General features: G+C 69.6%; 22 protein-coding genes and 1 pseudogene. 12 read left to right on the top strand and 11 right to left on the bottom strand.

Annotated elements, in window-relative coordinates:
- Window positions 1-1,119 (bottom strand): hypothetical protein, encoded by a 1,119-nt coding sequence (locus tag BM339_RS29985; protein ID WP_075023027.1) that lies wholly within the window; start codon window positions 1,117-1,119, stop codon window positions 1-3.
- A 239-nt stretch (window positions 1,120-1,358) separates the two neighbouring features.
- Between BM339_RS29985 and BM339_RS29980 the strand changes: the two genes are divergently transcribed.
- A complete protein-coding gene (locus BM339_RS29980; protein ID WP_075023026.1) occupies window positions 1,359-4,499 on the top strand; it encodes an AfsR/SARP family transcriptional regulator in 3,141 nt (1,046 codons plus the stop codon).
- Window positions 4,500-5,159: 660 nt separating this feature from the next.
- A complete protein-coding gene (locus BM339_RS29975) occupies window positions 5,160-5,657 on the top strand; it encodes a nuclear transport factor 2 family protein (RefSeq protein WP_075023025.1) in 498 nt (165 codons plus the stop codon).
- Window positions 5,658-5,710: 53 nt separating this feature from the next.
- On the opposite strand, the gene BM339_RS29970 is transcribed toward BM339_RS29975, so the two are convergent.
- Window positions 5,711-5,923 (bottom strand): hypothetical protein, encoded by a 213-nt coding sequence (locus tag BM339_RS29970; protein ID WP_021591839.1) that lies wholly within the window; start codon window positions 5,921-5,923, stop codon window positions 5,711-5,713.
- Entirely contained in the window at window positions 5,920-6,507 is a 588-nt protein-coding gene (locus BM339_RS29965; protein WP_218163799.1) for a sigma-70 family RNA polymerase sigma factor, read from the bottom strand. The genes BM339_RS29970 and BM339_RS29965 overlap by 4 nt, the downstream gene beginning before the upstream one ends.
- A gap of 453 nt (window positions 6,508-6,960) precedes the next feature.
- Here BM339_RS29965 and BM339_RS29960 point away from each other — a divergent pair, with 453 nt between their 5' ends.
- The 3 genes from BM339_RS29960 to BM339_RS29950 all read left to right on the top strand — a co-directional run bounded on the left by BM339_RS29960 (window position 6,961) and on the right by BM339_RS29950 (window position 8,675).
- A complete protein-coding gene (locus tag BM339_RS29960) occupies window positions 6,961-7,443 on the top strand; it encodes a peroxiredoxin family protein (RefSeq protein ID WP_075023023.1) in 483 nt (160 codons plus the stop codon).
- Between the two features lie 159 nt (window positions 7,444-7,602).
- Window positions 7,603-8,382 (top strand): SDR family NAD(P)-dependent oxidoreductase, encoded by a 780-nt coding sequence (locus tag BM339_RS29955; protein WP_075023022.1) that lies wholly within the window; start codon window positions 7,603-7,605, stop codon window positions 8,380-8,382.
- Between the two features lie 110 nt (window positions 8,383-8,492).
- Window positions 8,493-8,675 carry a hypothetical protein gene (locus tag BM339_RS29950; RefSeq protein ID WP_021591835.1) on the top strand — a complete coding sequence of 61 codons (183 nt, stop codon included), beginning with the start codon at window positions 8,493-8,495 and terminating at the stop codon, window positions 8,673-8,675.
- Between the two features lie 853 nt (window positions 8,676-9,528).
- On the opposite strand, the pseudogene BM339_RS51810 reads toward BM339_RS29950, so the two are convergent.
- The 3 genes and pseudogenes from BM339_RS51810 to BM339_RS29930 form a co-directional block, all read right to left on the bottom strand.
- A pseudogene (locus tag BM339_RS51810) lies at window positions 9,529-9,827 on the bottom strand (helix-turn-helix domain-containing protein); the annotation flags it as partial.
- A gap of 30 nt (window positions 9,828-9,857) precedes the next feature.
- A complete protein-coding gene (locus tag BM339_RS29935; protein WP_075023021.1) occupies window positions 9,858-10,391 on the bottom strand; it encodes a GNAT family N-acetyltransferase in 534 nt (177 codons plus the stop codon).
- A 144-nt stretch (window positions 10,392-10,535) separates the two neighbouring features.
- Window positions 10,536-11,096, bottom strand: coding sequence for a TetR/AcrR family transcriptional regulator (locus tag BM339_RS29930; protein WP_024934083.1), 561 nt, complete (start codon window positions 11,094-11,096; stop codon window positions 10,536-10,538).
- 91 nt (window positions 11,097-11,187) lie between these two features.
- On the opposite strand from BM339_RS29930, the gene BM339_RS29925 reads away from it, so the two are divergent.
- From BM339_RS29925 to BM339_RS29905, 4 genes are all read left to right on the top strand, one after another.
- Complete coding sequence (locus tag BM339_RS29925) at window positions 11,188-11,604, top strand: hypothetical protein (RefSeq protein WP_083598102.1); 417 nt, start codon at window positions 11,188-11,190, stop codon at window positions 11,602-11,604.
- The gene (locus BM339_RS29920) at window positions 11,604-13,145 is read left to right on the top strand and encodes an MFS transporter (protein ID WP_075023020.1); all 1,542 of its coding nucleotides are present in this window, start codon (window positions 11,604-11,606) and stop codon (window positions 13,143-13,145) included. Before BM339_RS29925 ends, BM339_RS29920 begins: the two co-directional genes overlap by 1 nt.
- A 48-nt stretch (window positions 13,146-13,193) precedes the next feature.
- Window positions 13,194-13,661, top strand: a complete 468-nt coding sequence (locus BM339_RS29915) for a hypothetical protein (RefSeq protein ID WP_075023157.1) — start codon at window positions 13,194-13,196, stop codon at window positions 13,659-13,661.
- 585 nt (window positions 13,662-14,246) lie between these two features.
- Entirely contained in the window at window positions 14,247-15,197 is a 951-nt protein-coding gene (locus BM339_RS29905; protein WP_083598098.1) for an RNA ligase family protein, read from the top strand.
- Between the two features lie 166 nt (window positions 15,198-15,363).
- Here the strand turns inward: BM339_RS29905 and BM339_RS29900 are convergent, their stop codons facing one another.
- Window positions 15,364-15,840, bottom strand: a complete 477-nt coding sequence (locus BM339_RS29900; protein WP_337959936.1) for an ATP-binding protein — start codon at window positions 15,838-15,840, stop codon at window positions 15,364-15,366.
- 117 nt (window positions 15,841-15,957) lie between these two features.
- Here BM339_RS29900 and BM339_RS29895 point away from each other — a divergent pair, with 117 nt between their 5' ends.
- From BM339_RS29895 to BM339_RS29885, 3 genes are all read left to right on the top strand, one after another.
- Window positions 15,958-16,773, top strand: coding sequence for a helix-turn-helix domain-containing protein (locus tag BM339_RS29895; RefSeq protein WP_075023016.1), 816 nt, complete (start codon window positions 15,958-15,960; stop codon window positions 16,771-16,773).
- Complete coding sequence (locus BM339_RS29890) at window positions 16,770-16,961, top strand: DUF397 domain-containing protein (RefSeq protein ID WP_075023015.1); 192 nt, start codon at window positions 16,770-16,772, stop codon at window positions 16,959-16,961. The genes BM339_RS29895 and BM339_RS29890 overlap by 4 nt, the downstream gene beginning before the upstream one ends.
- Window positions 16,962-17,650: 689 nt before the next feature.
- Entirely contained in the window at window positions 17,651-18,682 is a 1,032-nt protein-coding gene (locus BM339_RS29885; protein WP_218163797.1) for a phosphodiester glycosidase family protein, read from the top strand.
- Between the two features lies 1 nt (window position 18,683).
- On the opposite strand, the gene BM339_RS29880 is transcribed toward BM339_RS29885, so the two are convergent.
- The 4 genes from BM339_RS29880 to BM339_RS29865 all read right to left on the bottom strand — a co-directional run bounded on the left by BM339_RS29880 (window position 18,684) and on the right by BM339_RS29865 (window position 22,359).
- On the bottom strand, window positions 18,684-19,451 hold the full coding sequence (locus BM339_RS29880) for an NYN domain-containing protein (protein WP_021591824.1): 768 nt from the start codon (window positions 19,449-19,451) through the stop codon (window positions 18,684-18,686).
- 75 nt (window positions 19,452-19,526) lie between these two features.
- Window positions 19,527-20,627 (bottom strand): alanine racemase, encoded by a 1,101-nt coding sequence (locus BM339_RS29875; RefSeq protein WP_075023013.1) that lies wholly within the window; start codon window positions 20,625-20,627, stop codon window positions 19,527-19,529.
- A complete protein-coding gene (locus BM339_RS50160; RefSeq protein ID WP_021591822.1) occupies window positions 20,624-21,451 on the bottom strand; it encodes an amidohydrolase family protein in 828 nt (275 codons plus the stop codon). Before BM339_RS50160 ends, BM339_RS29875 begins: the two co-directional genes overlap by 4 nt.
- Complete coding sequence (locus BM339_RS29865; RefSeq protein WP_083598092.1) at window positions 21,448-22,359, bottom strand: IclR family transcriptional regulator; 912 nt, start codon at window positions 22,357-22,359, stop codon at window positions 21,448-21,450. Before BM339_RS29865 ends, BM339_RS50160 begins: the two co-directional genes overlap by 4 nt.
- Window positions 22,360-22,373 lie beyond the last annotated feature (14 nt).

Genomic DNA, 22,373 nt, shown 5'->3' with positions numbered 1-22,373 from the left:
TCAGCCTCCCTGGGGGACGTGGCCGATCGGCTCCCCGTCCTGGCAGCCGATGCGGAAGGGTGGCGACACCGGGTCCGCCACGGGGATGGTGGCGGGCTGCGGCAGCCGCAGCAGCCCGTACATCAGGCTGCGCATGGTGCGGTCGAACCGTCCGGGCTCGGACGTGATCCGCCCGAGGACCGGCCGGACCCGCTCCGGCCGCCATCGCGCCGCCGCCTCGGTCAGCTGCGGGCGCACGGGCCGGTGCGCCGCCGGCCGGACGGCGAGGAGACGCAGGGCGTCCCCCGGCGCCGGGCCGGTGACGAGGACGGGCACACCGATGATCGTCCCGTAGCGGGTGACCGGTCCCGGCGGCCCGACGATCCAGTCGGCGGCGACGAGGGCGGCGCGCCAGTCCGCCTCCGGCGGCATGAGCCCGAGCCCGTCCCGCAGGTGGGCCGCGAGCCCGGGGCCCGAGCAGCCGCCCGGCTCCGGAATCCCGAGAACGGAGTAGCGGTCGGGGGGCAGCTCGGTGAGCATGCGGCCCACGATGTCCAGCGACCGGCAGCGCGTGCACGCGACGGCCGGGGACAGGGACACCACGACGAGGCGGCGTTGCCCGTCCACCCCCAGGGCGCGCCGGTAGAAGTCGCGCAGCGGGAGGCTCGCGACAACCCGATCATGAATAGAGCAGCCGACGACCGCCCCATGGCCGTCCTCGGCATCGGGAGGACGGTCCAGGCGGTGGGCGTAGGTGAACACGGTCGGCGCACGCCGGTGCGCGACGTCCTCCGGGATCGCGCCCGGCAGGACGATGAGCGGCGTGTTCGGCAGGCGCGCCGGCACCCGGGAAGCGGTGACGACCAGGTCGGCGTCACCGTCCTCTAGTTCAGACCAGGGCAGCGGGGCTGCGCCCGCGTCTCTGAGCATCACCTCCACGGCGGCCGAGGACGGCCCCGGGGCCGCCGTGAAGAGCACGCGCAGCCGCGGGTCGGTTCCCGCGAGGCGCGCCACGTCCAGTGCGGGCTGCCCCGGTACGGGCGAGCCCACGACCACCAGCACGGTGCGCCGGTCCCCCAGGCGCCCCCACCAGCCAGGGTCGAACCCGGTCAGGGCCCGACGCCATTCGAAGCCGGTCATCCTTGTCAACGAACCCCCTTTGACCTCGGATGCTGACATCCGTTCCTCCGTCGCAGGTCGAATAGACCTGCCCTCCACAATCGAGTGTCGATCGGGCACCTTGACGAAAACTTGCAATCCTCCTGACATGGCGAGTAGCGGGATCCCTGGGCGGTCGAGTGAAACGCGCTGCGCTCTGGCCATTCGGTGCACGCGATGCCAAAATCGGCTCAGGAGGAGATTTCCACAAAGGGGAACCGGTGGAGTTCCGCGTCATAGGCCCCGTCGAGCTGTGGATCAACGGCCGGCGGCGCGACCTCGGAACGCCCAAGGAACGCTGCGTGCTGGCCGTGCTGCTGCTCAGCCCCCGGCAGCCGGTGCCCGCCGAGACCATCATCCGCCGCGTCTGGGACGACGACCCGCCCGCCAAGGCACGCCAGGGCCTGCACGTCTACATGACGCGGCTGCGCCGCAGGCTGGAGGACATGGAGGGCGCCGCACTGATCTCCCGGCAGGGCTCCTATCTGATCGACGTCGAGGACGAATCGATCGACCTGTTCCTGTTCCGGCGGCTGCGCGACCAGGCCCGCGCCATCTCCGAAAGCGGCGACGACGAATATGCCCTCGACCACCTCCGCCGGGCGGCCGAGCTGTGGCGGACCGAACCGCTCGCCGACCTCACCGGCGGCTGGGCCGAACGCACCCGGCGCAATCTCGAACAGGAATTGCTGGCCGCCGCGTTTCTGCGGATCGACCTGGAACTGCAACGCGGAAACCACGCCGACCTCGTCCGCGAACTCTACGACCTCACCGAACGCCACCCCCAGCACGAGTGGCCGGTGGAGCGGCTGATGCTCGCGCTCTACCGCTGCGGGCGCCAGGCCGAGGCCCTTGAGGTCTACCGGCGCACCCACGACCTCTTCGTGGCGGAGTCCGGCACCGACCCGGGCCCAGGGCTGAAACGGATCCAGCAGCGGATCCTGCGCGGAGACCCGGAACTGCTGCGGGTTCCCGGGACGCAGCTGAGCGTCGACCGGCGCCCGCACACCTTGCCGCACGACGCGCGGGTGTTCGTCGGTCGGGACGACGAGCTGCGGCAGCTGATGGAGATGGTGCCGGTCGGGCGGGAACCGGCCGCGAGCCCTCCCGGATCCGCCGTCACCGTGATCGCCCTGGACGGGATGGCGGGGGCCGGCAAGTCGATCCTCGCCGTCCATCTCGCGCACCGGCTGGCCGCGCACTTCCCGGACGGCCAGATGTTCCTATCGCTGCACGCCCACGACGCTCGGCAGCCGCCGGTCACTCCCGCGGACGCGCTCGATACGCTGCTCCGCATGATCGGCGTGCCGGCGACGCGGGTGCCGGCGAGGCTGGACGAGCGCGCCGCGCTCTGGCGGTCCGAGCTCGCGGGCAGCCGCGCGATCATCGTGCTGGACGACGCGGCCGGACGCGAACAGGTCGAACCGCTGCTGCCCGGGTCCGCGGGGTGCCTGGTGATCGTGACGAGCCGGCGCCGGCTGACCGGGCTGCACGACGCCTGGGCGCTGCCGCTGGAGATCATGCCCGTCCGGGACGCGACGGCCCTGTTCACCGCCATCGCGGGGGCCGGGCGCACGGAGCCCGGCACCGACGTCGCAGCGGTGGTGGAACGGTGCGGGCGCCTGCCGCTCGCGGTGAGCATGGCGGCGAGCCGGCTGCGCCACCGCCGTGCCTGGGACACCCGGGATCTGCTGGACCGGCTGGCTTCGGGCGACCGGCTGGACGAGCTGCGTGACGAGGACCGCGAGATCACCACCGTGTTCGACGACTCCTACCGCGCGCTCCCGCCCCGGCAGCGGGACGCGTTCCGCGCCTTCGCGCTGCACCCCGGCCCCGACCTGACGGCGCACTCCGCCGCAGCGGCACTGGCATGTCCCGTCCGGGAGGCCGAGCGGATCCTGGAGGACCTCCTCGACCGGCACCTGATCACCGAGCCCGCCCGCGGCCGCTACCGCTTCCACGACCTCGTCCACGACTACGCCCGCCGCCTCGCCCACCAGACCGACCCGGAGGAGGAGCGCCGCCGGACCGTCCACCGGATTCTCGACTTCCACCTCGCGGCGGCCGACCACGCGAACCGGCTGATGTCGCACCACCCGGACGGCATCCCGACCGATCGGCCGCCCGGCCTGCCGTCGCCGGCGGACGAGGCGGAGGCGACCGAGTGGTTCGCCGCCGAGCACGCCTGCCTCCTGAACGCGGCCGCCGAAGCCCACCGCATCGGCTCGCCGGCGCGCGTCGCCCGCTTCGCTCGTGTGCTCGCCGGGCACCTGGAGTCGCGCGGCCACTGGGACGCCGCCGCACGCCTGCACACCCAGGCGATCGAGGCCTTGCAGGGCTTGGACGACCCCCCGGGCACCGCGCGGGCACTGGCCGACCTGAGCCTTATCCGTTTCCGCGTCGGCGACTATGACACCGCGATGGAGAACGCGGAAAAGGCCCTGGAAATCCATCGTTCGACCGGCGACCGCCGCGGAGAGGCCGACATTCTCGGCCACATGAGCCTCATCCACTGGCACCAGTCCCATTTCCCCGAGGCGTTGGCCTACTGCCGGGAGGCGCTGGAAATCCACCGCGCCCTCGGCGACCGGCACGGCGAGGCCGAAAGTCTCGACCACACCGCGATCTTCCTGGAGTTCACCGGCGACCACCGCGAGGCCGAGCGGCTCCGCCTGGAGGCCCTTGCGATCTTCACTGACATCGACGACCCGCGCGGCCGGACGCTGGCACTCAACAACATGGGCGACCTGATGATCCGCATGGGCGACATCGACCGCGCCGCGGAGTACTACGCGCAGACCGCCGGCGCCGCCGAGCTGAGCCGCCAGCACGAAGCGATCGCGCTTATCAACATGGCCAACGTCCACCGCCGGACCGGGTCCCACGAAGCCGCTCTCGCCAATTACCGGGCGGCCCTCGCGATAGCGATGGAATTGGGCGACCGCCGAAACCAAGTGGAGACCCTCATCGGCATCGGCGCCACTTTCCACAACACCGGCCGCTATGGCGAGGCTCTCATTCACCACGAACGTGCGCTGACCATTGCACGCTCTATCAGCGAACGTTACGAGGAAACACTCGCCCTCCGCCACCTGGGCGAAACCCTCACCGCCTCCGGCCGCTACCCCGCAGCCGTGGACCATCTGGAGCGAGCCTACGCCTTGTCCACCGATATAGGCGTCCCCTACGAAACGGCGAGGGCCCTGGAAAGCCTGGGCACGGCCCTCCTCCACGTCCAGGGCAGCGAAGCCGCCCGCCACCCCTGGCAGGAGGCGATCCGCCTGTTCACCAAGCTCAACCTTCGCGAGGCGGAGGACCTCCGCACCCGCCTCCAGTCCCTGGACCACGCCGCCGGCACCTGACACTGATACCCCGACAACGCGCGGCACACCGGTCCACATATACGGTCAAACACCCCAATATGCTGCAATTCATCGCATCGGCATACGTCACCGAACGCCGCACTAGAAATCCATTCGAACTCGCTACGCCTCCCTGCGTAAGATCTGGGGGCAGGAACTTGCCTGCACGCGACCTGACCCGGAACATGAGACTTTCTCGGAGAGCAGGACTACGCTTGCATTCCAAGCGGGACGACATCTCAGCCCGCCGGACCAGGAGAGCCACCAATGTGACTTGCGCGACCCTTGAGACTTAGTATGATCTCTCGCCATACGCCGGGCATACCCGGTGATTCGGAACTACACATGAGGGATCCATGAGGAAATACCTCGTAGTAATAGTGAGCGGGCTGGCCTTCTGGGCCTTGGGCGCCGCCTCGGCCACCGCGACCGGATCCGCGAGCACGACGACGGCGTCGCCGTCCCAGACGCAGAGGGGTCAAGTTCACATGACTTGACCCTCGGTCAAGCGGACCGAGTTCGAGCCGGGCGGGGACAGATGATCTGTCCCCGCCCGGCTTTACGTGTAGAGCGGCCGTTGGAGCGGTCGGGCGTCGGGTGGGTGCAACCGAGTCCGTTGGGGCGGGGTTTCCAGGGTGTTGCCGGTGAGAGGAGCGGGTGATGACCACGGAATCTTCGACGGAAGACGGACGGGTGTCAGGCGATGCGTGGGCGGTGATGGAGAAGTTCTACGCGGCTGAGGCGGCGTACGTAGCCGCAGGCGGGCAGGGCAAGGCGAGCTATGACCAGGCTGCCGCGTGTCTGGATCCGGAGGTGGTGCTGCATCAGGCTCCGGGCCTGCCGTTCACGGGAAGCGGGACGTGGCGGGGCCGGGACGGCATGGAGCGGTTCCTGGCCCGGTTCAGTGAGGTCTGGGAGTCGATGGAGTTCCTGGAGCAACAGCACTGGGAGGATGGGGACACCGTCGTGGTACGCAATCGGGTGCGGTTCCGTGCCCGGGCCACGGGCCGCGAGGTGGAGACGTTGATCTTGCAGCTGATCAGCGTTCGGGATGGGCGCATGCTCGAATGCCGTCCCTTTTATTGGGACCCGGCTGCCATCGCCGAAGCCTGTGGCTGGGCGGGTCCGCAAGGGGAAGGCGCGGATCCGGCGGGGTGACCTGCCAGTCGCGGCGATCTCGGCTTTGACGGCGGCGAGGCGGGCCGGTGGTGTCAGGTCTCGACGGCGGCGAGCAGGCCTTCGTAGTCGTCCAGGCAGGGGTCACAGCTTCGCAGGTGAACGGCGACGCCGGGGAAGCGTTCTTCGGGATCGCCGCCAGCGAGGCGTTCTTCCACGTAGAGGTCGAGCAGAGCGAAGGTACCCGCGCAGCCCGCGTCGAGCGGATCCGTTCGCAGGAACCGCTCCAGAGATGACCAGTCGCTCATGATCGCTCCACCTCGTCGAGCGTCAGATACCCGTTGGCGACCAGGTTCGCGCGCAGTTTACGCCGTGCGTCGAACAGGGCCTTGTAGAGAGCGTTGCGGGTCGTTCCCAGCTTGTCGGCCAAGGCGTCCACCGGCACGCCGCCCAGCACGAGGGCCGAGAAGATCGTGCGCTGGTGTTCGGTCAGTTCGTCGTCCACCGCGCGGCGCAGAGCCGCGACCAGATCCCGCCACTCGGCCTGGTCCTCCGGCCGGAGTCCGAACCGGTCGGGCAGCCGGTCCCAGTCCTCTTGCTCCATCTGCCATGTCCGCCGCTGCCAGAAATGACGTCCGATCTTGTTGGCCAGTTCGAGCAGGACGAACTTGTAGGCCCATGTCGTGAACCGGCTCTCCTCTCGGAACTCGCGAACCTTCGCGATGATCGCGACCACCGCGTCCGCCGCGGCCTGGTAGGCCAGGTCGTCGAGCTCGGGCCCGTCGACGCCGAGGGCCGCCCGCCGCCTGAACGCCTTCCGCCGGGCGACGTGCAACAGCAGAGCGTGGAGATCCGCGACCGCCTGTTCACGCACCGATCCCGTGCCGGTCAACGCGCTCACCCAGTCGTGTGAGTCCCGGCACGCGGCCCGCCGGCGCGTGGGCTCACGTTCTGCGGTATCAGCCGGCTCCGATGGCGACATGATCCGAGCCTACGGCGCCAGGTGCGGACCGGCTCTCCTCGGCCCCTTCCTGGTAGGGAGGCCGACTGATCTTACGAAACGCGAACGTGGGAGAGCTCTGGCGGATGTCACGTAAGCCGGGCCCGCTTCGGCTGCGCTAAGCATTCGTTCGGCTCACTGCCGTCCGAAGGCCGAGGAGCGCCATGAGGACCACCGTCCGTGCCGCGATCCGCGAAGTGATCGCGGCGACTGGATCGGAGGACCGTCTCGTGGTGCCTCCGGTGAGGAGGGACCCGTCACCGCCCGATCTTTGCCGGCCGGCGGCACACGGGCACGGCGACGTTCCCGGACGGCAGGTTCATCGCTACTGAAAGGACACCTCGCATGCCGCTCCTCAACCCGGGCGACCGGTTCCCGTCACTGACGGTTCCGTCTCTCGGTGGCGGTTCGCTGGCGCTGCCCGACCCCCTGCAGGGCCACTTCGGCATCATCCTGTACTACCGCGGGCACTGGTGCCCGTACTGCAATGCGCAGTTGCGCGCCTTCCAGCGTGCCCAGGAAACCCTCAACGGACTGGACGCCAAGGTCGTGGCGCTCACCGTCGAGGACGAGGCCACTACGCGGGCCTTGGCCGACAAACACGGCCTGACCTTCCCGCTCGGGCACAGCGTCGACGCGGACGAGATCGCCGCGGCGACCGGCGCGTTCGTCAATCAGGACCCGAAGTACCTTCAGTCGACGGGCTTCGTACTCGACGGCGACGGCAAGGTCGTCGTCAGCGTGTACTCCAGCGGAGCCATCGGTCGGCTCGTCCCCGAAGACGTGACCGGCATGATCCGTTACATCCGGGAGCACGCGGCCGGTTAGCCACCCCGGCGGCACACGGCCCTCAGCAGGCGGAAACGCGGCACAACGCCCGTTTTCCACCCGCATCCGGCCGTGTGCCCCGGTCACCACGGCCGACGTGCCGCGACTCCGATCCGATCGGACGGTAAGACGGAGGCGTGGCGCCGCCGCCAACCATTCATGACTACTTCGCTGAAAGGCCGCACAGCGCTGGTGACGGGCGCGGGACGCGGCATCGGACGGGCGATCGCGCTCGAACTGGCCAGGACGGGCGTCAGCGTGGCACTGGTCGCGCGCTCGCACGACGAACTCACCGACTGCGCCGCGTCCATCCGCGAACTCGGCGGCACGGCCGCGGTGATCCCGGCGGACGTCGCGGATCCAGACCAGCTCGCCCGGTGCGCGGCACGTGCCCGTGACGAGTTCGGGGTCGTGGACGTTCTCATCAACAACGCCGCCGTCGTGTGGCCGCTCGGCCCGAGCTCCAAGGTCGATTCCGCCGAGTGGGCGGCCGCGATCGGCGTCAACGTGGTCGCCGTCGCCTCGCTGACGTTCGCCCTGCTACCCGCCATGATCGAGCACAGCTGGGGTCGTATCGTCAACGTCTCCAGCGGCGTCGTCGCGCGCCCGGCATCCATGATCGGCGGTAACGCCTATGTCACCGGCAAGGCGGCTCTTGAGGCGCACACCGTGAATCTCGCCGCCGAGTTGGCCGGCAGCGGTGTCACCGCCAACACCTTCCGCCCCGGAACGGTCGACACCGCGATGCAGTCCTGGATCCGCGGTCAGGATCCGGACCAGATCGGCGCGGGCCTGCACCAACGGTTCAGCCGCTTGCACGCGGAAGGCTCTCTGATCACCCCGGAACAGTCGGCGAGGTCGCTGCTCGACCGGCTTCCAGGCGAGGCCACAGGGCAGATCTGGGACGTCACCGACTCCGTTTCCCCGTCAAGCCCGTGACAGAGCCCTCGAAAGGAGGCCGACCGACATCGCGGACGCGAATCGCCGACCTGCGCCTACTCTCCTGCCGTGGGTTCCCTGCCGGCCAATGAGGCTGGTGTGAAGCAGACATGAGGCCACCGTCTGCTGGGGTTGATACCAGCGTCTGCGAAAGGGAAGACCATGAAAAGAATGAAACCGGCGGCGCGCAGTTCGCGAACGATTACCTCGGCGAGAGCGGATTCGACGCCACTCCGATCAATTCGATCGAGATCATCAAGTACGCCGGTGGCGGCACGATCGAAGTCTGCTGAGCGAATCTGGCCGCTGTTGATCCGGTCCACGCTGCTCGGCACCGCGACAGTGCCCGACCTGTGACAACGGCCACATCCGGAGGCACAGGTCTGCACGGGACACGAATGGAGCGCGTTCCGACGACGAACCCGCGACCGTCGCGGCTGGTACATCACCTGGCGGAACGTCCACGCACGGTCCGGTCTCCGCCGCGTGGTCGACAGGGCGAAGGGCGTCTGACTCGGCAAGGTGCGCCGAGATGACCACGGTTATCAGCGGAGTGACAGCCTAAAGGCATACCCAGGAATAGAGGTGGTCTCCTGCGTCTCGGGCTCGTCTGGCTAGTTGGATCAGCTCCGTGGCCAGTGGCTCCATGTCATCGGCGTGCGCTCCGTGGAGTTCCTCGGCTTGCACCCACTCGGCGACCACTTTCGATACATCTGCATCGTGCACTCCCGCCAGTGCATCCCGCGCCGCATTATCGAGCTCCGATACCCACGGCCCGGTTGCCCAAGGGTCGTCTTCTTCCCAAGGGCCTTCCGGGCCAGGAGCCGGGGTGGTCGGCCAGACAACTGAGTCCTCGACGAGGCGTACGCTCCACGGCACCTGTTTGATGGCCCCGATCAGTTTCCCCAGGACAACGGCCGGATCCACACCCTTGGCCTCAACTCCGTCGAAGGCAGGCGACCCGGTGCCCACAAGGGGACCGCCATCCAAGCGTTTCATCGCTTGCACCACTACTTCCGCATCGGCCGCGCGAAAGTAGTCAGTCAGCACACCCACCGGCTTCTCCTCTAGTGCGCCAGATTTCCTGGCAAGGAGTAGATCAGACGCCAGCGACACAACCCGCCGCTGGCGTGCAGGACGCCACGTTCGCGGCCGGGCGACCGGTGCCGGTGCCAGCGGTGGCGCCAGGTGGTCGACCACCCGGCGCGCGGCTGACTTCGACACCCCTAACAGCAGCGCCACCTGCCTGAGCGTCAGGTTCGTGCGGTAGTACACCGCGATCAGCAGCACCTGGTCGGCCAGCGGCAACCCCCATCGGCGTACCGTGCCGGTCTGTTCACCGCCCCGCCCTGCGACGACCGCACCAGCTTGCGGAACTGGCGGACCGGCAGGCCCGTGAACACCGGCACCCACTCGACTCGCTCCACACTGATCGCCTGCTCCATGGCAAGGTCATCGGGTCGGGCCGCCGATCGTCAGCCAGACGTCGGACTGGCCACGCGCTGCATCCACAGCGAGCTGATGTACTGCCCGTTCTTGACGGCGTACTCGCGGAACACACCGATCTCGGTGAAGCCGAACTTGCGGTGCAGCGCGACCGACGCGTCGTTGGGCAGGGCGATCCCGGCGAGAAGAACGTGCACCGGCTCATGGTCGACGGAGTCGAACAGGGCACGGTAGAGGGCGGTGCCGATGCCCTGGCCCCGGCATTCTGCCCGCAGCGAGATGCTCACCTCGACGGTCTCCCGAAAGGCGTCGAGCTCCCGGTAGCGCTGGCTGGCAGCGAACCCCAGCACCTGCCCTTCGCGCCGAGCGACGAGCAGCCGATAGGGCCCGGCCGAGGAGAACTGCGAAAACCAAGCCCGGCGCTCCTCGACGCTGGTCGGTTCGCTGACGAGGTTGGCGACCGAGTGCGCCGCCGTGTAGTTCAGGATCTCGACGATCTGTGGGAGGTCATCGACCGTCGCGGGGCCAATCTCGGCGGGTTTGGTGCCTGTCGTCCGACTCATTGCCACAGCGTGCCAGGCCGACGAGTAGCCATGATCCACCAGCCGCCGGCTGGAACCGAGAGGCGGAGGAACGAGCTCCGCAGCACCCGACCACCGGGTCACAGGCCCGTGGACAGGCCTCCACTCCATCGTTACGAGACAGGCTTAGCTTGAGGGGTCTTGGGCGGGTAGGCCGCGTAGGAGTACGTCCAGGAACAGGTCGAAGCGCGGCTTGTCGGGGCCGAGGTCGTGGCCTGCCTGTTGGGCGCCGAGCCATTGCACCACCCCCAGGCCGAAGACGAACCAGCTTTGCTGGGCCATTTCTGGCGAGGCCCCGGCGACGGTGAAGGCGCGGACGACGCTGTCGTGCAAGCGCGCGAACGCCTCCGGGTTGTGCCGGTGGGGTGCCGCGACGTGGGCGGCGTATCCCGGCACGGCGAGGAACTCGTCGTGCATCTTCCAGGCCAGGTCGCTCAACCAGCCCCGCCAGGTTTCGGGGGTCGGTTCCGAGGTGGGCAGGACCCGCTCGACCATGACCTCGCTGATGAGGTCGAACAGCTCGGCACGGTCGGCGACCCATCGATAAAGCGCCGCATGCGAGACGCCCAAGCGTGCCGCGAGATCGCGCATCGTCACCGTGCGCAGGTCGCACTCCAGGGCCGCGGCCACGATCGCCTCACGGCTCAGCTTCGCCGGCCGACCCAGCGGTCGGGTCCTCCTCTGCACGCACCGATCGTAGGCCACTGAACTTAGTGACCATTGGTAATAAATAGGTTAGGCTCCCCTAAGTATCGTCGAGCGGTGTGAGGAGTGAGCCGTGCACGAACCCGACCTGGCATCCGAGGAGCAGTGGCCTCTGGTGCACCTGGATGTGAGCGACCTCGCGCCTGCGGAGGGCGCCCGCGTCGTCGCCGACGTCCTCACCGAGGCGAGCGGCCGCCACGAGGCGTTCGCCGCTGTGGTCCAGATGCCTTCGACCACCGAACGTCCCAGGGGCATCGGGGGTGTGAGCGAGCGGATCCGGATGCTCAAGCAACTCCGCCCCAGGCTGAAAGAGACGTGCCGTGGCCTGGCGTTCGTGGTTTCGGCCGAGACTCAGGCGACCAACGCGAAAGCGATCCGGGCCGGAGCCAAGATGTGGGGCTGCCCGACGTTCGCCACCGACGACGTCGCAGCCGCGACCGCATGGGCCCAGGCTCAGCTCGCGGGAGCCTCCGCCGAGGGGGATGCCTGATGTGGGTAGTCGCCGTACTCGCCGCGACCGCGGCCTACCTCGCACGCAGGTTCGGCCTTCGTGAGACCGGGGGCGACACGGCACCTCGGGCGGACCGCGTCCTCGCGCCGGTCCTGCTCATCGCCGCGCTCGCGGTCGCCCTGGCCCAGACCATCGTGGTCGGGGTGCTCGCAGGGTTCGCCCGAGAACTCGGCACCGATGCGACCGGGGCGACGTGGCTGCTCACCTCGTTCATGCTCGCGTCCGCCGTCGCCACCCCCATCGCGGGAAGGCTCGGTGACCACTACGGCCACCGTCGGATCATCATCGCCGGCCTTGTGCTCCTGATCCTCGGCAGCGTGATCGCCGCGATCAGCACCACCAACGGGTGGTACGGCGGCATCCTGGCCGGACGGATCGTCCAAGGTCTGGCCGGCGGGGTCTTCCCCTGCGCCTTCGGTCTCGCGCGCCGACTCGTCCCCGCCGCGCGGCTCCCTGGGTTGATCGTGGCCCTGAGCGCCATGTTCGGCGTTGGCGGAGCGTTCGGCCTGGTCGCGGCGGGCCCTCTCGTCGACCTCGCCGGACTCACCGCGGTGTTCTGGCTGGTGGGCGGGCTCGCGGTCCTCGCGCTCGCGGGAACCTTCCTCTTTCCCGAGCCCCGGGCGCCGCGTGTGGCACGCCAAGCTGTGGACGTCCGAGGGGCAGTTCTGCTGGCGGCGACGCTGGTCGCACTCCTGCTCGCCGTCAGCCAGGGACGCGGCTGGGGTTGGTCATCGCCGCGGATCCTCGGCCTCGCGACTGCCACGATCACCTTCGCCTCCCTGTTCCTGATCGCCGAACGTCGTGCGACCGCACCGCTGATCGCCCCGCAACTCCTCGTCGGCAGGCGCCTGCTCGCCCTCAACGTCGCCACCGTCGTCATCGCTGTGGGCATGTTCGCTGCGGTCACGCTCCTACCGCTGTTCGCGCAGACACCGGCAGAACTCGGCTACGGCTTCGGGTACAGCGCGTCCCGCACCGGACTCCTGATCGCCCCGATCGGGCTCTTCATGGTCATCGCCGCACCGATGGCGCCCCACCTCACTCGCCGGATCGGCGCGCGCGGCGTGTTCCAGGTCGGCGCCGTCCTTGCCACCGCCGGGCTGCTCGGCCTCGCGTACTTCCACGACGAACCCGCGACCGTCGCGGGCAGCGGAGCCGTCCTGGGACTCGCCTACGGATTCGCGTTCGGCAGCCTCGGCTCGCTCGTCATCGCCGCCACGCCTCCCGAGCACACCGGCGCGGCCACCGGGATCAACACCATCCTGCGAACCATCGGCGGCGCGATGGGCAGCGTGATCGCCGTGGCCATCGTCGCCGCCTCGACCAGCGACGGCACCACGCCACCAACGGAATCCGGCTACACAACCGCGTTCACCGTCTCGGCCCTGATCGCCCTCGCCGCCGCCATCATCGCGGCCGCGGTCCCGTCCTCCCAACGGACCACCACCCGCGACAAGCCCGAACCCCGGAACCTCGACACGCCAGTACGCGAGTCCGGCTCCGAAGCAGGCCCCAGCTGACCAGGCCAGTCCGCGAATTCAGAACATAATCTGAGTACAATGGGCAGCATGAGCACTACCTCGGATTCAGTGACCTTCTCCGACTTGTCACGCAATCCCAAGTCCGTGGCCGAGCGTGCCGCGCGGCTCGGCAGGCTGCGCGTCACCCACCGCGACGCTCCCGATTTCTACCTCACGGCCGCCGACCGGGAAGAGCAGCGCGATGAGAGTCTGACGACCGCGTCACGGATCTTCCTGGCGCTCATGAAGCATGATCCGAGCGCTCGGGCATTGCTCCTTGCCATGCCCGACGTGTTCCCCTGGATCCGTCACCTGAGCACCGAAGAGGTCCGCGCCTTCACCGTGGAACTGGTCGACGCTCTGTCCGACGCCGCCGAACTTGATCTGGACGCGAACGCTCAAGAGGTGATCACCGGCTGGCGCGCTACAGCACGCATCAAGGCAGACGGCACCCAGCACGAGGAAGCCCTCCGGCCGACCTCCGGCGACTTCGGTCCCGTCGAGGTGACGCCTTGAGCCCCAAACGAGGAGACAGGGTCACCGTCCCACCGCCGGACGGCGAATGGGACGTCAGGTTCGGCACCAGCGAGGCGGTACGAGGCTGGGAAGAGCTATGCCGCCTCGCCGTGTCGAATACTCGCCGTTGCCTGGAGGCCTTACGCTCCGAGCCGCGGTCCCGCTCCAACCACGAGCGGCAGCACCGACTCCGCGGAGACCTCGCAACACACCGACACAACGGTCAAGACCTTGAGCAGTGGGAGTACGAGGTCACGAGCGGTGGGCGCGTCCGCTACGTCATCAACGACGACGGCCGAACAGTCTGGATCGTCTACGCGTCCCCTCGCCACCCCAAGGACACCGACCGATGAGCATCGGACGCCGGTGGCAGGACGTCGAGGCGGAGGCACACCTCCGCAACCCCGAACTGGCCGACGCTGAGCGCCGAGTTCGGGTTTGCGCCGAGCTGGATGCTTGCGGTGGGGATGCCACTGAGCCGACCGTTGGGAAATAAGTTGATCTTCAGGTGAGCGTCGGAAAGGGTACCCGCCAGGGTGTCCCGGCTGGGCTGCAGGGCTTCCGGGGCCGAACGGAGGTCAGGCCGTGTGGTATCCGAAAATCCCGCAGCGGTTCGGCGACGGGTCATTGCCCGGCGGGAGCTGGGTGGCCGCGGAAAAGGTGCACGGCGCCCATTTCGCTTTGGTCAGCGATGGCCGGGCGGCGCGGGCCGCCGGGCGGCGCGGGCTGCTGGACGAGGATCGGCTTGAGGCGTTCTTCGGGGTGACGCGTCTGTGGCCTGTCCTGGCGACAGCGGCGGCGGCAGCGGCCCGCGCTGTCGGACAGGACGTGGTCTTGTACGGGGAACTGGCCGGCGGGGGCTATCCGCACCCGCAGGTACCGACGGTCGAGGACATCGGCCCAGTGCAGACCGGCGTGTGGTACTGCCCTGACCTGGTATGGCTGGCGTTCGACGGCGCCGTCAGCACCTCCTCGGGACCGCGCTGGATGAGCCGCGCCGAACTGGCGGACCTGGTGACCAGTGTCGGCTTGGAGTGCGTGCCGCTGGTGGGTCAAGGCCGTCGGCAGGAGCTGAGGGAGCTGTCGGTCGACTTCCCGACGCTGGTGCCCGGCGCGCTGGGTCTTCCCGAACTGCCCGGCAACCGCGCCGAAGGCTACGTCCTCAAACCCGCCGGAGCTTGGGATACGAGCGAACGGGGACCACGGCCGGTCCTGAAGGTCAAGCATCCCGACTTCGCCGAGGACGCCCGCTACAACGGCGCCCGGCCGTTCGTGCCGCCGCCCGGCGGTGTGACGGGAGTGGCGGCATGGCTGTTGGCCGCTGCGGTCGAGCGGCTCACCCCACCGCGAGTGGACGCGGCCCGCAGCAAACTCGGCCCAGCCGCCGACACCGTCGAGTTGGCCGCCGAGGTGGTGGCCGACCTGCTCGCCGACCTTGATGACGATCTGGGCGGCCTGCCCGAATCCGACCGCCGACGCCTGGCCGCCGCGCTCACACCGGCAGCCCGCACGCTGGCCACGCTGCAAGATCACTGAACCTGCCCCACGGGCGCACGTTGGACCGCCCTGCTCAAACCTTGGTAGTTAGCGGCAGGCTTGTTGCACGTTGGGCGGGTTGGTGGCCGCCCGCCCTGGGGGCGTTGTGGGGAACCACCAGCCGGGGGCGGTTTGGTGGGTGCGCTGCCGCAGGGCGGGGGCCGGTCTATGAGTGCAGCGGTCTGTCCACGTGGCGCAGGGGGCTGACGATCGGAGAGCCCGCTCTGCGTGCGGCGCCCAGCATGTATCCGTGGTCGATCGCGATCCGCGACCAGACGGCCTTGCCCTCGCCCAGCTCGAACCATCCGCAGCCGCCGGTCGCGAAGGCCTGGACGAGGATCAGCCCGCGTCCGGAGGTGCGCGACTGGTGGGGCTGTTGCATGACGGGCCGGCCGGGGTGGTCGTCCCACACGCACAGCTCGACGCCTTGGTCGATCCGGCTGATCCACACGCGGATGATCCTGCCCTCGCAGAGCCGGGCGGCGTTGGACGCGAGCTCGCTCATGATCAGCACGGCGTCGCCCTCGAAGGCGCCGAGCCCCCAGGAGGCGAGCGCGCTCTTCACGAGTTCGCGTGCCAGATAAACGGTTTCGGGGTAGGCGCGGAAGTTCTCACTGAATATGTTTTGTGGATCTATGTCCATTATGGGTGTCGCGGACATCGCATTTGCCTCTCACGCTCTGTGACTCTGGCCACAGACTGACACCCCCGGCTATTCTTTTCTTCCTTCGTTCAGGAATATCAAGTTTGGGGATCTTGGATGGCAAAGGCGGATCGACTCGATCCAGATAACAACCCATGGCACTGGCTGGCCGTTGACCTGCGGATATGGCGCGTCGAACGCAACCTGTCACAGGCCCGGCTAGCCGAGATCTTGAGGGTCGATGATTCCACCGTTTCGAACTACGAATCGGGCACTACGAAGATCCCCGAGCGTACGACTGGGATTCTTGACCAACTTTGGGGTACTCGTGGGCATTTCACCCGAATTCGCCGACATGCCGAGTCGGCGCATGACCCTGACTGGCGTCACCAGAACATCGAGCACGAGGCGAAGGCGTCCGTCATCAGGACCTACGAGAGTTCGCTGGTTCCAGGTCTCATTCAGACGGAGGGTTACGCGCGGGCGGGGTTCGAATCCGCGGGCATCGGCAAGATGGAAGCGGACGAGCTTTGGGAACAGCGGCAGGCTCGCCAAGCGGTCCTGGATCGCCCCGACCCCCCACAACTCTACGTGCTGCTTGACCAGGCAGTGATCACGCGCCAAGTCGGCGGGCCGGACACTATGCGTGAGCAGCTCGCGCGGCTTCTCGAGGTGGCGGACTGGCCGCACACCATGGTGCGCATCATTCCCTGGGAAGCCGGCGCCCATATGGGACAAGACGGCGCATTCAAGCTCATGACGATCAATGCGAGCGATGTGGTCTACATCGAGGCTGCGATCGAAGGCAGATTGATCACCGCCCCGGCAAGAGTGCTCGATGTCGGGCTACGGTGGGAACGGATCGGGGCGCGGGCGCTGCCTGAGATCCTGACCCGTAGGTTGATCGCCGATCAGATGGAGAACACGCGATGACCCAGCCTGCCTGGCGTAAGGCCAGCCGCTCCAGCACCACGGGCGGGGACTGCGTGGAGGTCGCGGATTTCAGCAGCGTGATCGGGGTGCGTGACAGCCGGGCCCCCGACGCCGGACATCTGGCCCTCTCCCCGAAAACCTTCTCCCAGCTCATCGCCGCCATCAAGCGGGGAGAGCTGCACTCGTAGTCCTGTCGCGTCCAGCTTGGGCTTGTGTGGTCGGTGGCGTTGGGTGGGTTGACCTTGTCGTTGGCGGCAGGGTTTGAGGATGCCCGCATGGAGGGCTCGATGCGGGACATCCGTCACGGGGTCGTATGGACGGCTGGACGTGCTCGTCAACAACGCGGGGATCGTCGGCAGTGAGGGCATTGGGGACGATCACTCGGGGTCTGGACAGCCGCACGGTCGCCGCCACTCGTTGATCGTTCATCACCGCAGTGAAGTGGGGAGAGTTGCGCTTGTAGTCCTGTAGCCCCGAGTAGCGCAGCGGTCTCGTCTTTGGCGGGGCGTTCGTGTGTTCGGAGCGGGTTTGTTCCGCGGGGCATTACGTGATCTTGCGCGGATGTTGGTTTCGGCGGGTGAGGGGGTTCACCGGGCGCGCGTCATGATCAGCGGGCTGTTCGCTGAGAGGGGCGTTGCGCATGCGCGGGATCGTGGCTGGGGTGGTCGTTGTGGGCTTGGTGGTCGGTTCCTTGCCCGCATTCGCGGAGGCGCCGCCGGGGATCGACGGGGCCGGGTCTGGGGAGCGGGGGGATGGGTGGGCGCGGAGGGGGGCGCCGTCGGTCGAGGTCGGGGAGGTTCGGTTCACTTCGGTGGAGCGGACGGCGCCTGGGGTGATCTTCAAGACCTTTGAGACGTCCGGGGTCGGGGGGCGGGTGGTGGGTGATCTGCTGGACGTCGACCTGCGCAAGCCCGGTGTCTCGGTGGGGCTGCTGCGTCCGCCGGTGGTCGCCGCGAGGCGGACGGTGTCGGAGATGGCGGACGCGCGGCAGGCGGTGGCCGGGGTGAACGGCGACTTCTTCAACATCAGCGAGACGCATCCCGGGGTGGTGCCGACCGGGGCGTCGTCCGGGCCCGAGGTGGACGGCGGACGGCCGATCAAGGGGGCGGTGCCAGACGGGCAGCGGTTCGGGCCCGCGCTGCCGCCGGGCACGTCGGCCGAGGACGTGATCGGCATCGGGACCGACCGGCGCGGGCGTGTCGGGCGGCTGCACCTGACGGGGAGCATCCGGGCGGGACGGACGTCCATCGCTCTCCGGGGGCTCAACCAGTACGCGCTGCCGGTGGGGAGCGCCGGGGTGTTCGATTCCCGGTGGGGTGAGGTCTCGCGGCAGCGTGCGGTCTGCGGGACGGACGAGGTGCGCGGCGACCCGTGCAGCACGAACACCGCCGAGGTGACCGTCCGGCGGGGTGTGGTGACGGGGGTGTCCGACGCGGTGGGGGCGGGGGCGATTCCCCAGGGTACGACCGTGCTGGTCGGGCGGGAGAAGGGGGCCGACGCGCTGCGCCGGCTGCGGGTTGGGGAGCGGGTGCGGGTGTCCTACCGGTTCGCGGGTCCACGGTTCCGGTTCGCCGTCGGCGGGTTCCCGATTCTGAGGAACGGACGGCCGCTGGACGGTCTGAGCGCCATCGGCCCGGCGCCGCGGACGGCCGCCGGTGTCAGCCGCGACGGGCGGCGCCTGTACCTCGTGGTGGCGGACGGACGGTCGCTGCAGAGCGCCGGTCTGACCGTCGCCGAACTGGCGTCCCTCCTGGACAAGGCCGGCGTGGACGACGGCGTCAACCTCGACGGCGGCGGTTCCTCGACGTTTGTCACGCGTGCTCCTGGTGCGACCGCGGTGACCGTCCGGAACGCGCCGTCGGATGGGACGGAGCGCGCTGTCGCCAACGGCGTCGGCGTCTTCCGCTGAGTCAGGACGGCTTCCGGCGTTTGTCGCGGACGTAGAGAATGCCGGCCTTCCCGTCGCCGGGGCTGCGGCGGTCCAGGACGAACAGGGTCGTCGCGGTGATCAGCTCGCTGAGCTTGGCGTAGCCGTAGTTGCGGGAGTCGAACTCGGGGCGCTGCTTGGTGATGATGTGGCCGACGGACGCCAGGGGAGCCCAGCCGTCCTCGTCGGAGGCCGCCTCGACGGCGTTGCGGAGGAGGTTGACGAGCGCGGTGTCCTGCTTGAGCTTCGCGGCCGGGGTCGGGGGCGCCGCCTTGAGCGTCGCGGCGGCAGGGGTGGCCGGGTCCTGGTCGTAGGCCAGGTTCTCGATGTAGATGAACTTGTCGCACGCCGCCACGAACGGCTTGGGCGTCTTGCGCTCGCCGAACCCGTAGACGGTGAGTCCCGACTCGCGGATCCTCGCGGCCAGGCGCGTGAAGTCGCTGTCGCTGGAGACCAGGCAGAACCCGTCGAAGCGGTCGGAGTACAGCAGGTCCATGGCGTCGATGACCATCGCCGCGTCCGTGGCGTTCTTGCCGGTGGTGTAGGCGAACTGCTGGATGGGCTGGATCGACTGGGCGAGCAGCTGCTCCTTCCAGCTTCGGAGGCTCGTGCCGGTCCAGTCGCCGTAGGCCCGCTTGACGTGGGCCGTGCCGTACTTCGCGACCTCCGCCAGCAGCCCCTCGACGATGGCGGCCTGGGCGTTGTCGGCGTCGATGAGGACCGCCAGCCTGTCGGCGTTCTCGCTGACCACGCGTCACACTCCCCCAGACGGAGCCGTAGGTGTCCAGTAGATCAGAGGTCGGACGCGTCCGCCCGCCGACCGCCGTCAGTGGCGGGCCTGGATCGGATGCCGGTCGACGGCGGCGCCGTCCGCCACGAAATGGACGGCGCTCCACATGTTCGTCGTGCCGCACGCGTGGTTGGGGATGACGCGCAGCAGGTCCCCGACGCGCAGGGACGCGGTTCCCGGGCCGGTCAGGTAGCCGTGCTCCTCGTTGCCGGTGGGGAAGGCGACGTCCTCGACGGGCGCGCCCGACACGTCGCAGACGATGCCGAGGCCGCCGGCGTTCGCGAGCGAGTCGGAGCTCATCGCCTTGATGCCCGCGTCGATGATCGCCGTGCCGGGGCGCTGGACGCTGACGACCCTGGTCAGGACGGTCTGCGCGCACTGATGCACACCGGCGCTGCCGAGCCCGACCTGGTTGGCGTCGAAGTAGACGTAGGTGCCGGGGCGCGCCTCGGTCACCCCCGGGGCGAACGGCGCGGAGGTCGCGCCGGGCGTCGAGCCGACCGACACCAGCGGGCACGCGTGGCCGTCCGCGCGCAGGGCCTCGGCGACCTCCGCGAGCGTCCGGCCCGCGAGGTCGCCGGCCGCCTCCAGGGCGGGACGGTTCCGGCCGTGCGCGGCGAGGTGCCCCTCGTGGGTGAGGACGCCCCGGAGTTCGAGGGCGGGCAACGCGGCCAGGTCCGCGGCGGTGCGGACGGCGTTGTCCGGGTCGACTCCCGCGCGGTGAAGGCCGGTGTCCACCTCCAGGACGAACGGGACGGCGACCCCGGCCGCCGCGGCGGCCTCCGAGAGCGGGCCCGCGACCTCCGCCGAGTCGAGCGCGACGGTCAGCCCGCCCCGGGCGAGGGCCTCGACCGCGAACGCGATCTTGGCCGGCCCCACCGGCTGGTGCGCCCACAGCACGTCGCCGACGCCCTCGTCCTGGAGCAGCGCGACCTCCGCCGGGGTCGCGCACGTGAAGCCGGACGCGCCGTGCGCGAGCTGGCGGCGGGCGACGGCGACGCACTTGGACGTCTTGAAGTGCGGGCGCAGCGCCACCCCGGCCGCGCCGATCGCGGCGGCCATCGCGGCGAGGTTGGCCTCCATGCGGGCGCGGTCCACGAGCAGCGCGGGAGTGGCCAGCTCCTCCAGCGGGGTCACGCCAGCCCCATCTCCGGACGCGGGTCGCCGTCCAGCAGCCATTCGACGGTCTCCTTCCTGATCTCCGGGAAGCCGGACGGGCGCTGCCCGACCATCTCGCGCAGCCCCGCGACGGCCTCGTCGGGCGTCCAGAGCGGGAAGTCCGAGCCGAAGACGAGCTTGCCGACGACGTCCCATTCCTGCGCCCGCGCGAGCGCGAGGTAGCCGTCCATCGGGCGCGCCCACGACGCGGACACGTCGGAGTACACGCGGCGGTTCTTGCGCAGCGTCACGATCGTCTCCCGCTGCCAGGGATGCCCGAGATGGGCGATGATCTGGACGAGGTCGGGATGCCGCCGCGCCACCTCGTCCACGACGAGCGGGTTGCTGACCGACAGGTCGCCCGCCGGGCTCGGCGTCGCCCCCATGTGCCACAGCACGACGAGGCCCGCGTCGGCCGCCGCCCGGTAGAACGCGTCGTACTTCGCCTCGCGCGGGTCGAACAGCGCCAGCACCGGGTACAGCTTGATGCCGCGCAGGCCGCGGGCGACGCCGTCGGCGAGCTGGTCGAGGACGTCCGGGTCGGTGGGGTCCAGCGCCATGAACCCGATCGTCTCCGTCTCGGTGCCCGCGCAGAACTCCTCGGTGTGGGAGTTCGGGGTGAGGACGCCGGCCGCGGTCGCGCGGATGCCGAACACGCAGGCGGCGGTCACCGGCGCCATCGCGCGGTCGTAGTCGGCCCGGCCGAACTCGTGGGCGCCCCGCCCGTAGACGGGACGCCAGTGGTCGTCCCACTCGTGGCCCCAGTGCTCGGGACGCTGGCAGTGGGTGTGGAAGTCGATCAAGCATCCTCCCGGGGTCGGGGCGCGCCGGGGCGCAGGGACGAGCGGAGGTAGTCCAGCGCGGCGACGACGTCGGCGTCGGCGGCGAGGCCGGCCGCGGCGGCGCGCAGCCGGTCCAGGTAACCGGCCCGCCGCGCGTCGTCGAACTCGGCGGACGGCCCCGACACGCTGACGGCGGCGACGCAGACCCCGTCCACCTCGACGGGCGCGGCGACGCAGCGCAGGCCGACGCTGCCCTCGTTGTCGTCGACGGCGTGCCCGCGCCGGGCCGTCTCGCGCAGGTCGCGGACCAGCGCCTCGGTCGAGGTGAGGGTGTGCTCGGTGCGGGCCGGGAACGGCTCGGGCGGCAGGTGCGGGCCGAGCTCGGACGGGTCGAGGTGGGCGAGCAGCATCTTGCCGAGCCCGGTGCAGTAGGCGGCATCGCGGGTGCCGGGCGTGGTGTGGAAGCGGATCGGCCGGTCGGGTTCGCGGACGCACACGTGCAGGACCTCCCGCCCGTCCAGCACCCCGAGGTTGGCGGTCTGCCCGGTGTCCTCGGCGACACCGGCGAGGTGCCCGCCCGCGACCTGCGACAGGTCGAGGCCGGTGAGGTACGCGGTCGACAGCATCAGCGTCTTGTGCCCGAGCCGGTAGGCGGGGCGCTCGTCGGCGCGGACCACGTAGCCCATCTCCTCCAGCACGCCGAGAAGCCGCACGAGGGTGCTCTTCGGCAGGCCGGTGCCCGCGTTGAAGTCGTTGAGGGTGAGCGTGCCGCCCCGCTCGGCCAGCCGCTCCAGCAGGGCCAGGCCGCGGGCGAGCGCGTTCGCGTGGTAGTTGGCCGCGGCCGGGCGGTCGTCGTCCACGGTGCCGCCGCGGGGCCGTGCCGGCTTGCTCGGTGCCCGCGGGCTCGGTGCCCCTGTGGTTCTCTCCATGGGTGGGTGCCTCG

It is taken from the genome of Actinomadura madurae (assembly GCF_900115095.1).
GTDB classification, from domain to species: Bacteria; Actinomycetota; Actinomycetes; order Streptosporangiales; family Streptosporangiaceae; genus Spirillospora; species Spirillospora madurae.
The sequence above is the reverse complement of the archived record's forward strand: the minus strand, read 5'-3'. Positions and strand labels throughout refer to the sequence as shown.

Bases quoted from the DNA above. Each gene is read 5' to 3' on its own strand.
- BM339_RS29895 (WP_075023016.1), top strand. From the start codon at position 15,958: ATGGCAAAGGCGGATCGACTCGATCCAGATAACAACCCATGGCACTGG.
- BM339_RS29900 (WP_337959936.1), bottom strand. From the start codon at position 15,840: ATGGACATAGATCCACAAAACATATTCAGTGAGAACTTCCGCGCCTAC.
- BM339_RS29920 (WP_075023020.1), top strand. From the start codon at position 11,604: ATGTGGGTAGTCGCCGTACTCGCCGCGACCGCGGCCTACCTCGCACGC.
- BM339_RS29960 (WP_075023023.1), top strand. From the start codon at position 6,961: ATGCCGCTCCTCAACCCGGGCGACCGGTTCCCGTCACTGACGGTTCCG.
- BM339_RS29935 (WP_075023021.1), bottom strand. From the start codon at position 10,391: ATGAGTCGGACGACAGGCACCAAACCCGCCGAGATTGGCCCCGCGACG.
- BM339_RS29890 (WP_075023015.1), top strand. From the start codon at position 16,770: ATGACCCAGCCTGCCTGGCGTAAGGCCAGCCGCTCCAGCACCACGGGC.
- BM339_RS29950 (WP_021591835.1), top strand. From the start codon at position 8,493: ATGAGGCCACCGTCTGCTGGGGTTGATACCAGCGTCTGCGAAAGGGAA.
- BM339_RS29915 (WP_075023157.1), top strand. From the start codon at position 13,194: ATGAGCACTACCTCGGATTCAGTGACCTTCTCCGACTTGTCACGCAAT.
- BM339_RS29865 (WP_083598092.1), bottom strand. From the start codon at position 22,359: ATGGAGAGAACCACAGGGGCACCGAGCCCGCGGGCACCGAGCAAGCCG.
- BM339_RS29975 (WP_075023025.1), top strand. From the start codon at position 5,160: ATGACCACGGAATCTTCGACGGAAGACGGACGGGTGTCAGGCGATGCG.
- BM339_RS29985 (WP_075023027.1), bottom strand. From the start codon at position 1,119: ATGACCGGCTTCGAATGGCGTCGGGCCCTGACCGGGTTCGACCCTGGC.
- BM339_RS29955 (WP_075023022.1), top strand. From the start codon at position 7,603: ATGACTACTTCGCTGAAAGGCCGCACAGCGCTGGTGACGGGCGCGGGA.
- BM339_RS29970 (WP_021591839.1), bottom strand. From the start codon at position 5,923: ATGAGCGACTGGTCATCTCTGGAGCGGTTCCTGCGAACGGATCCGCTC.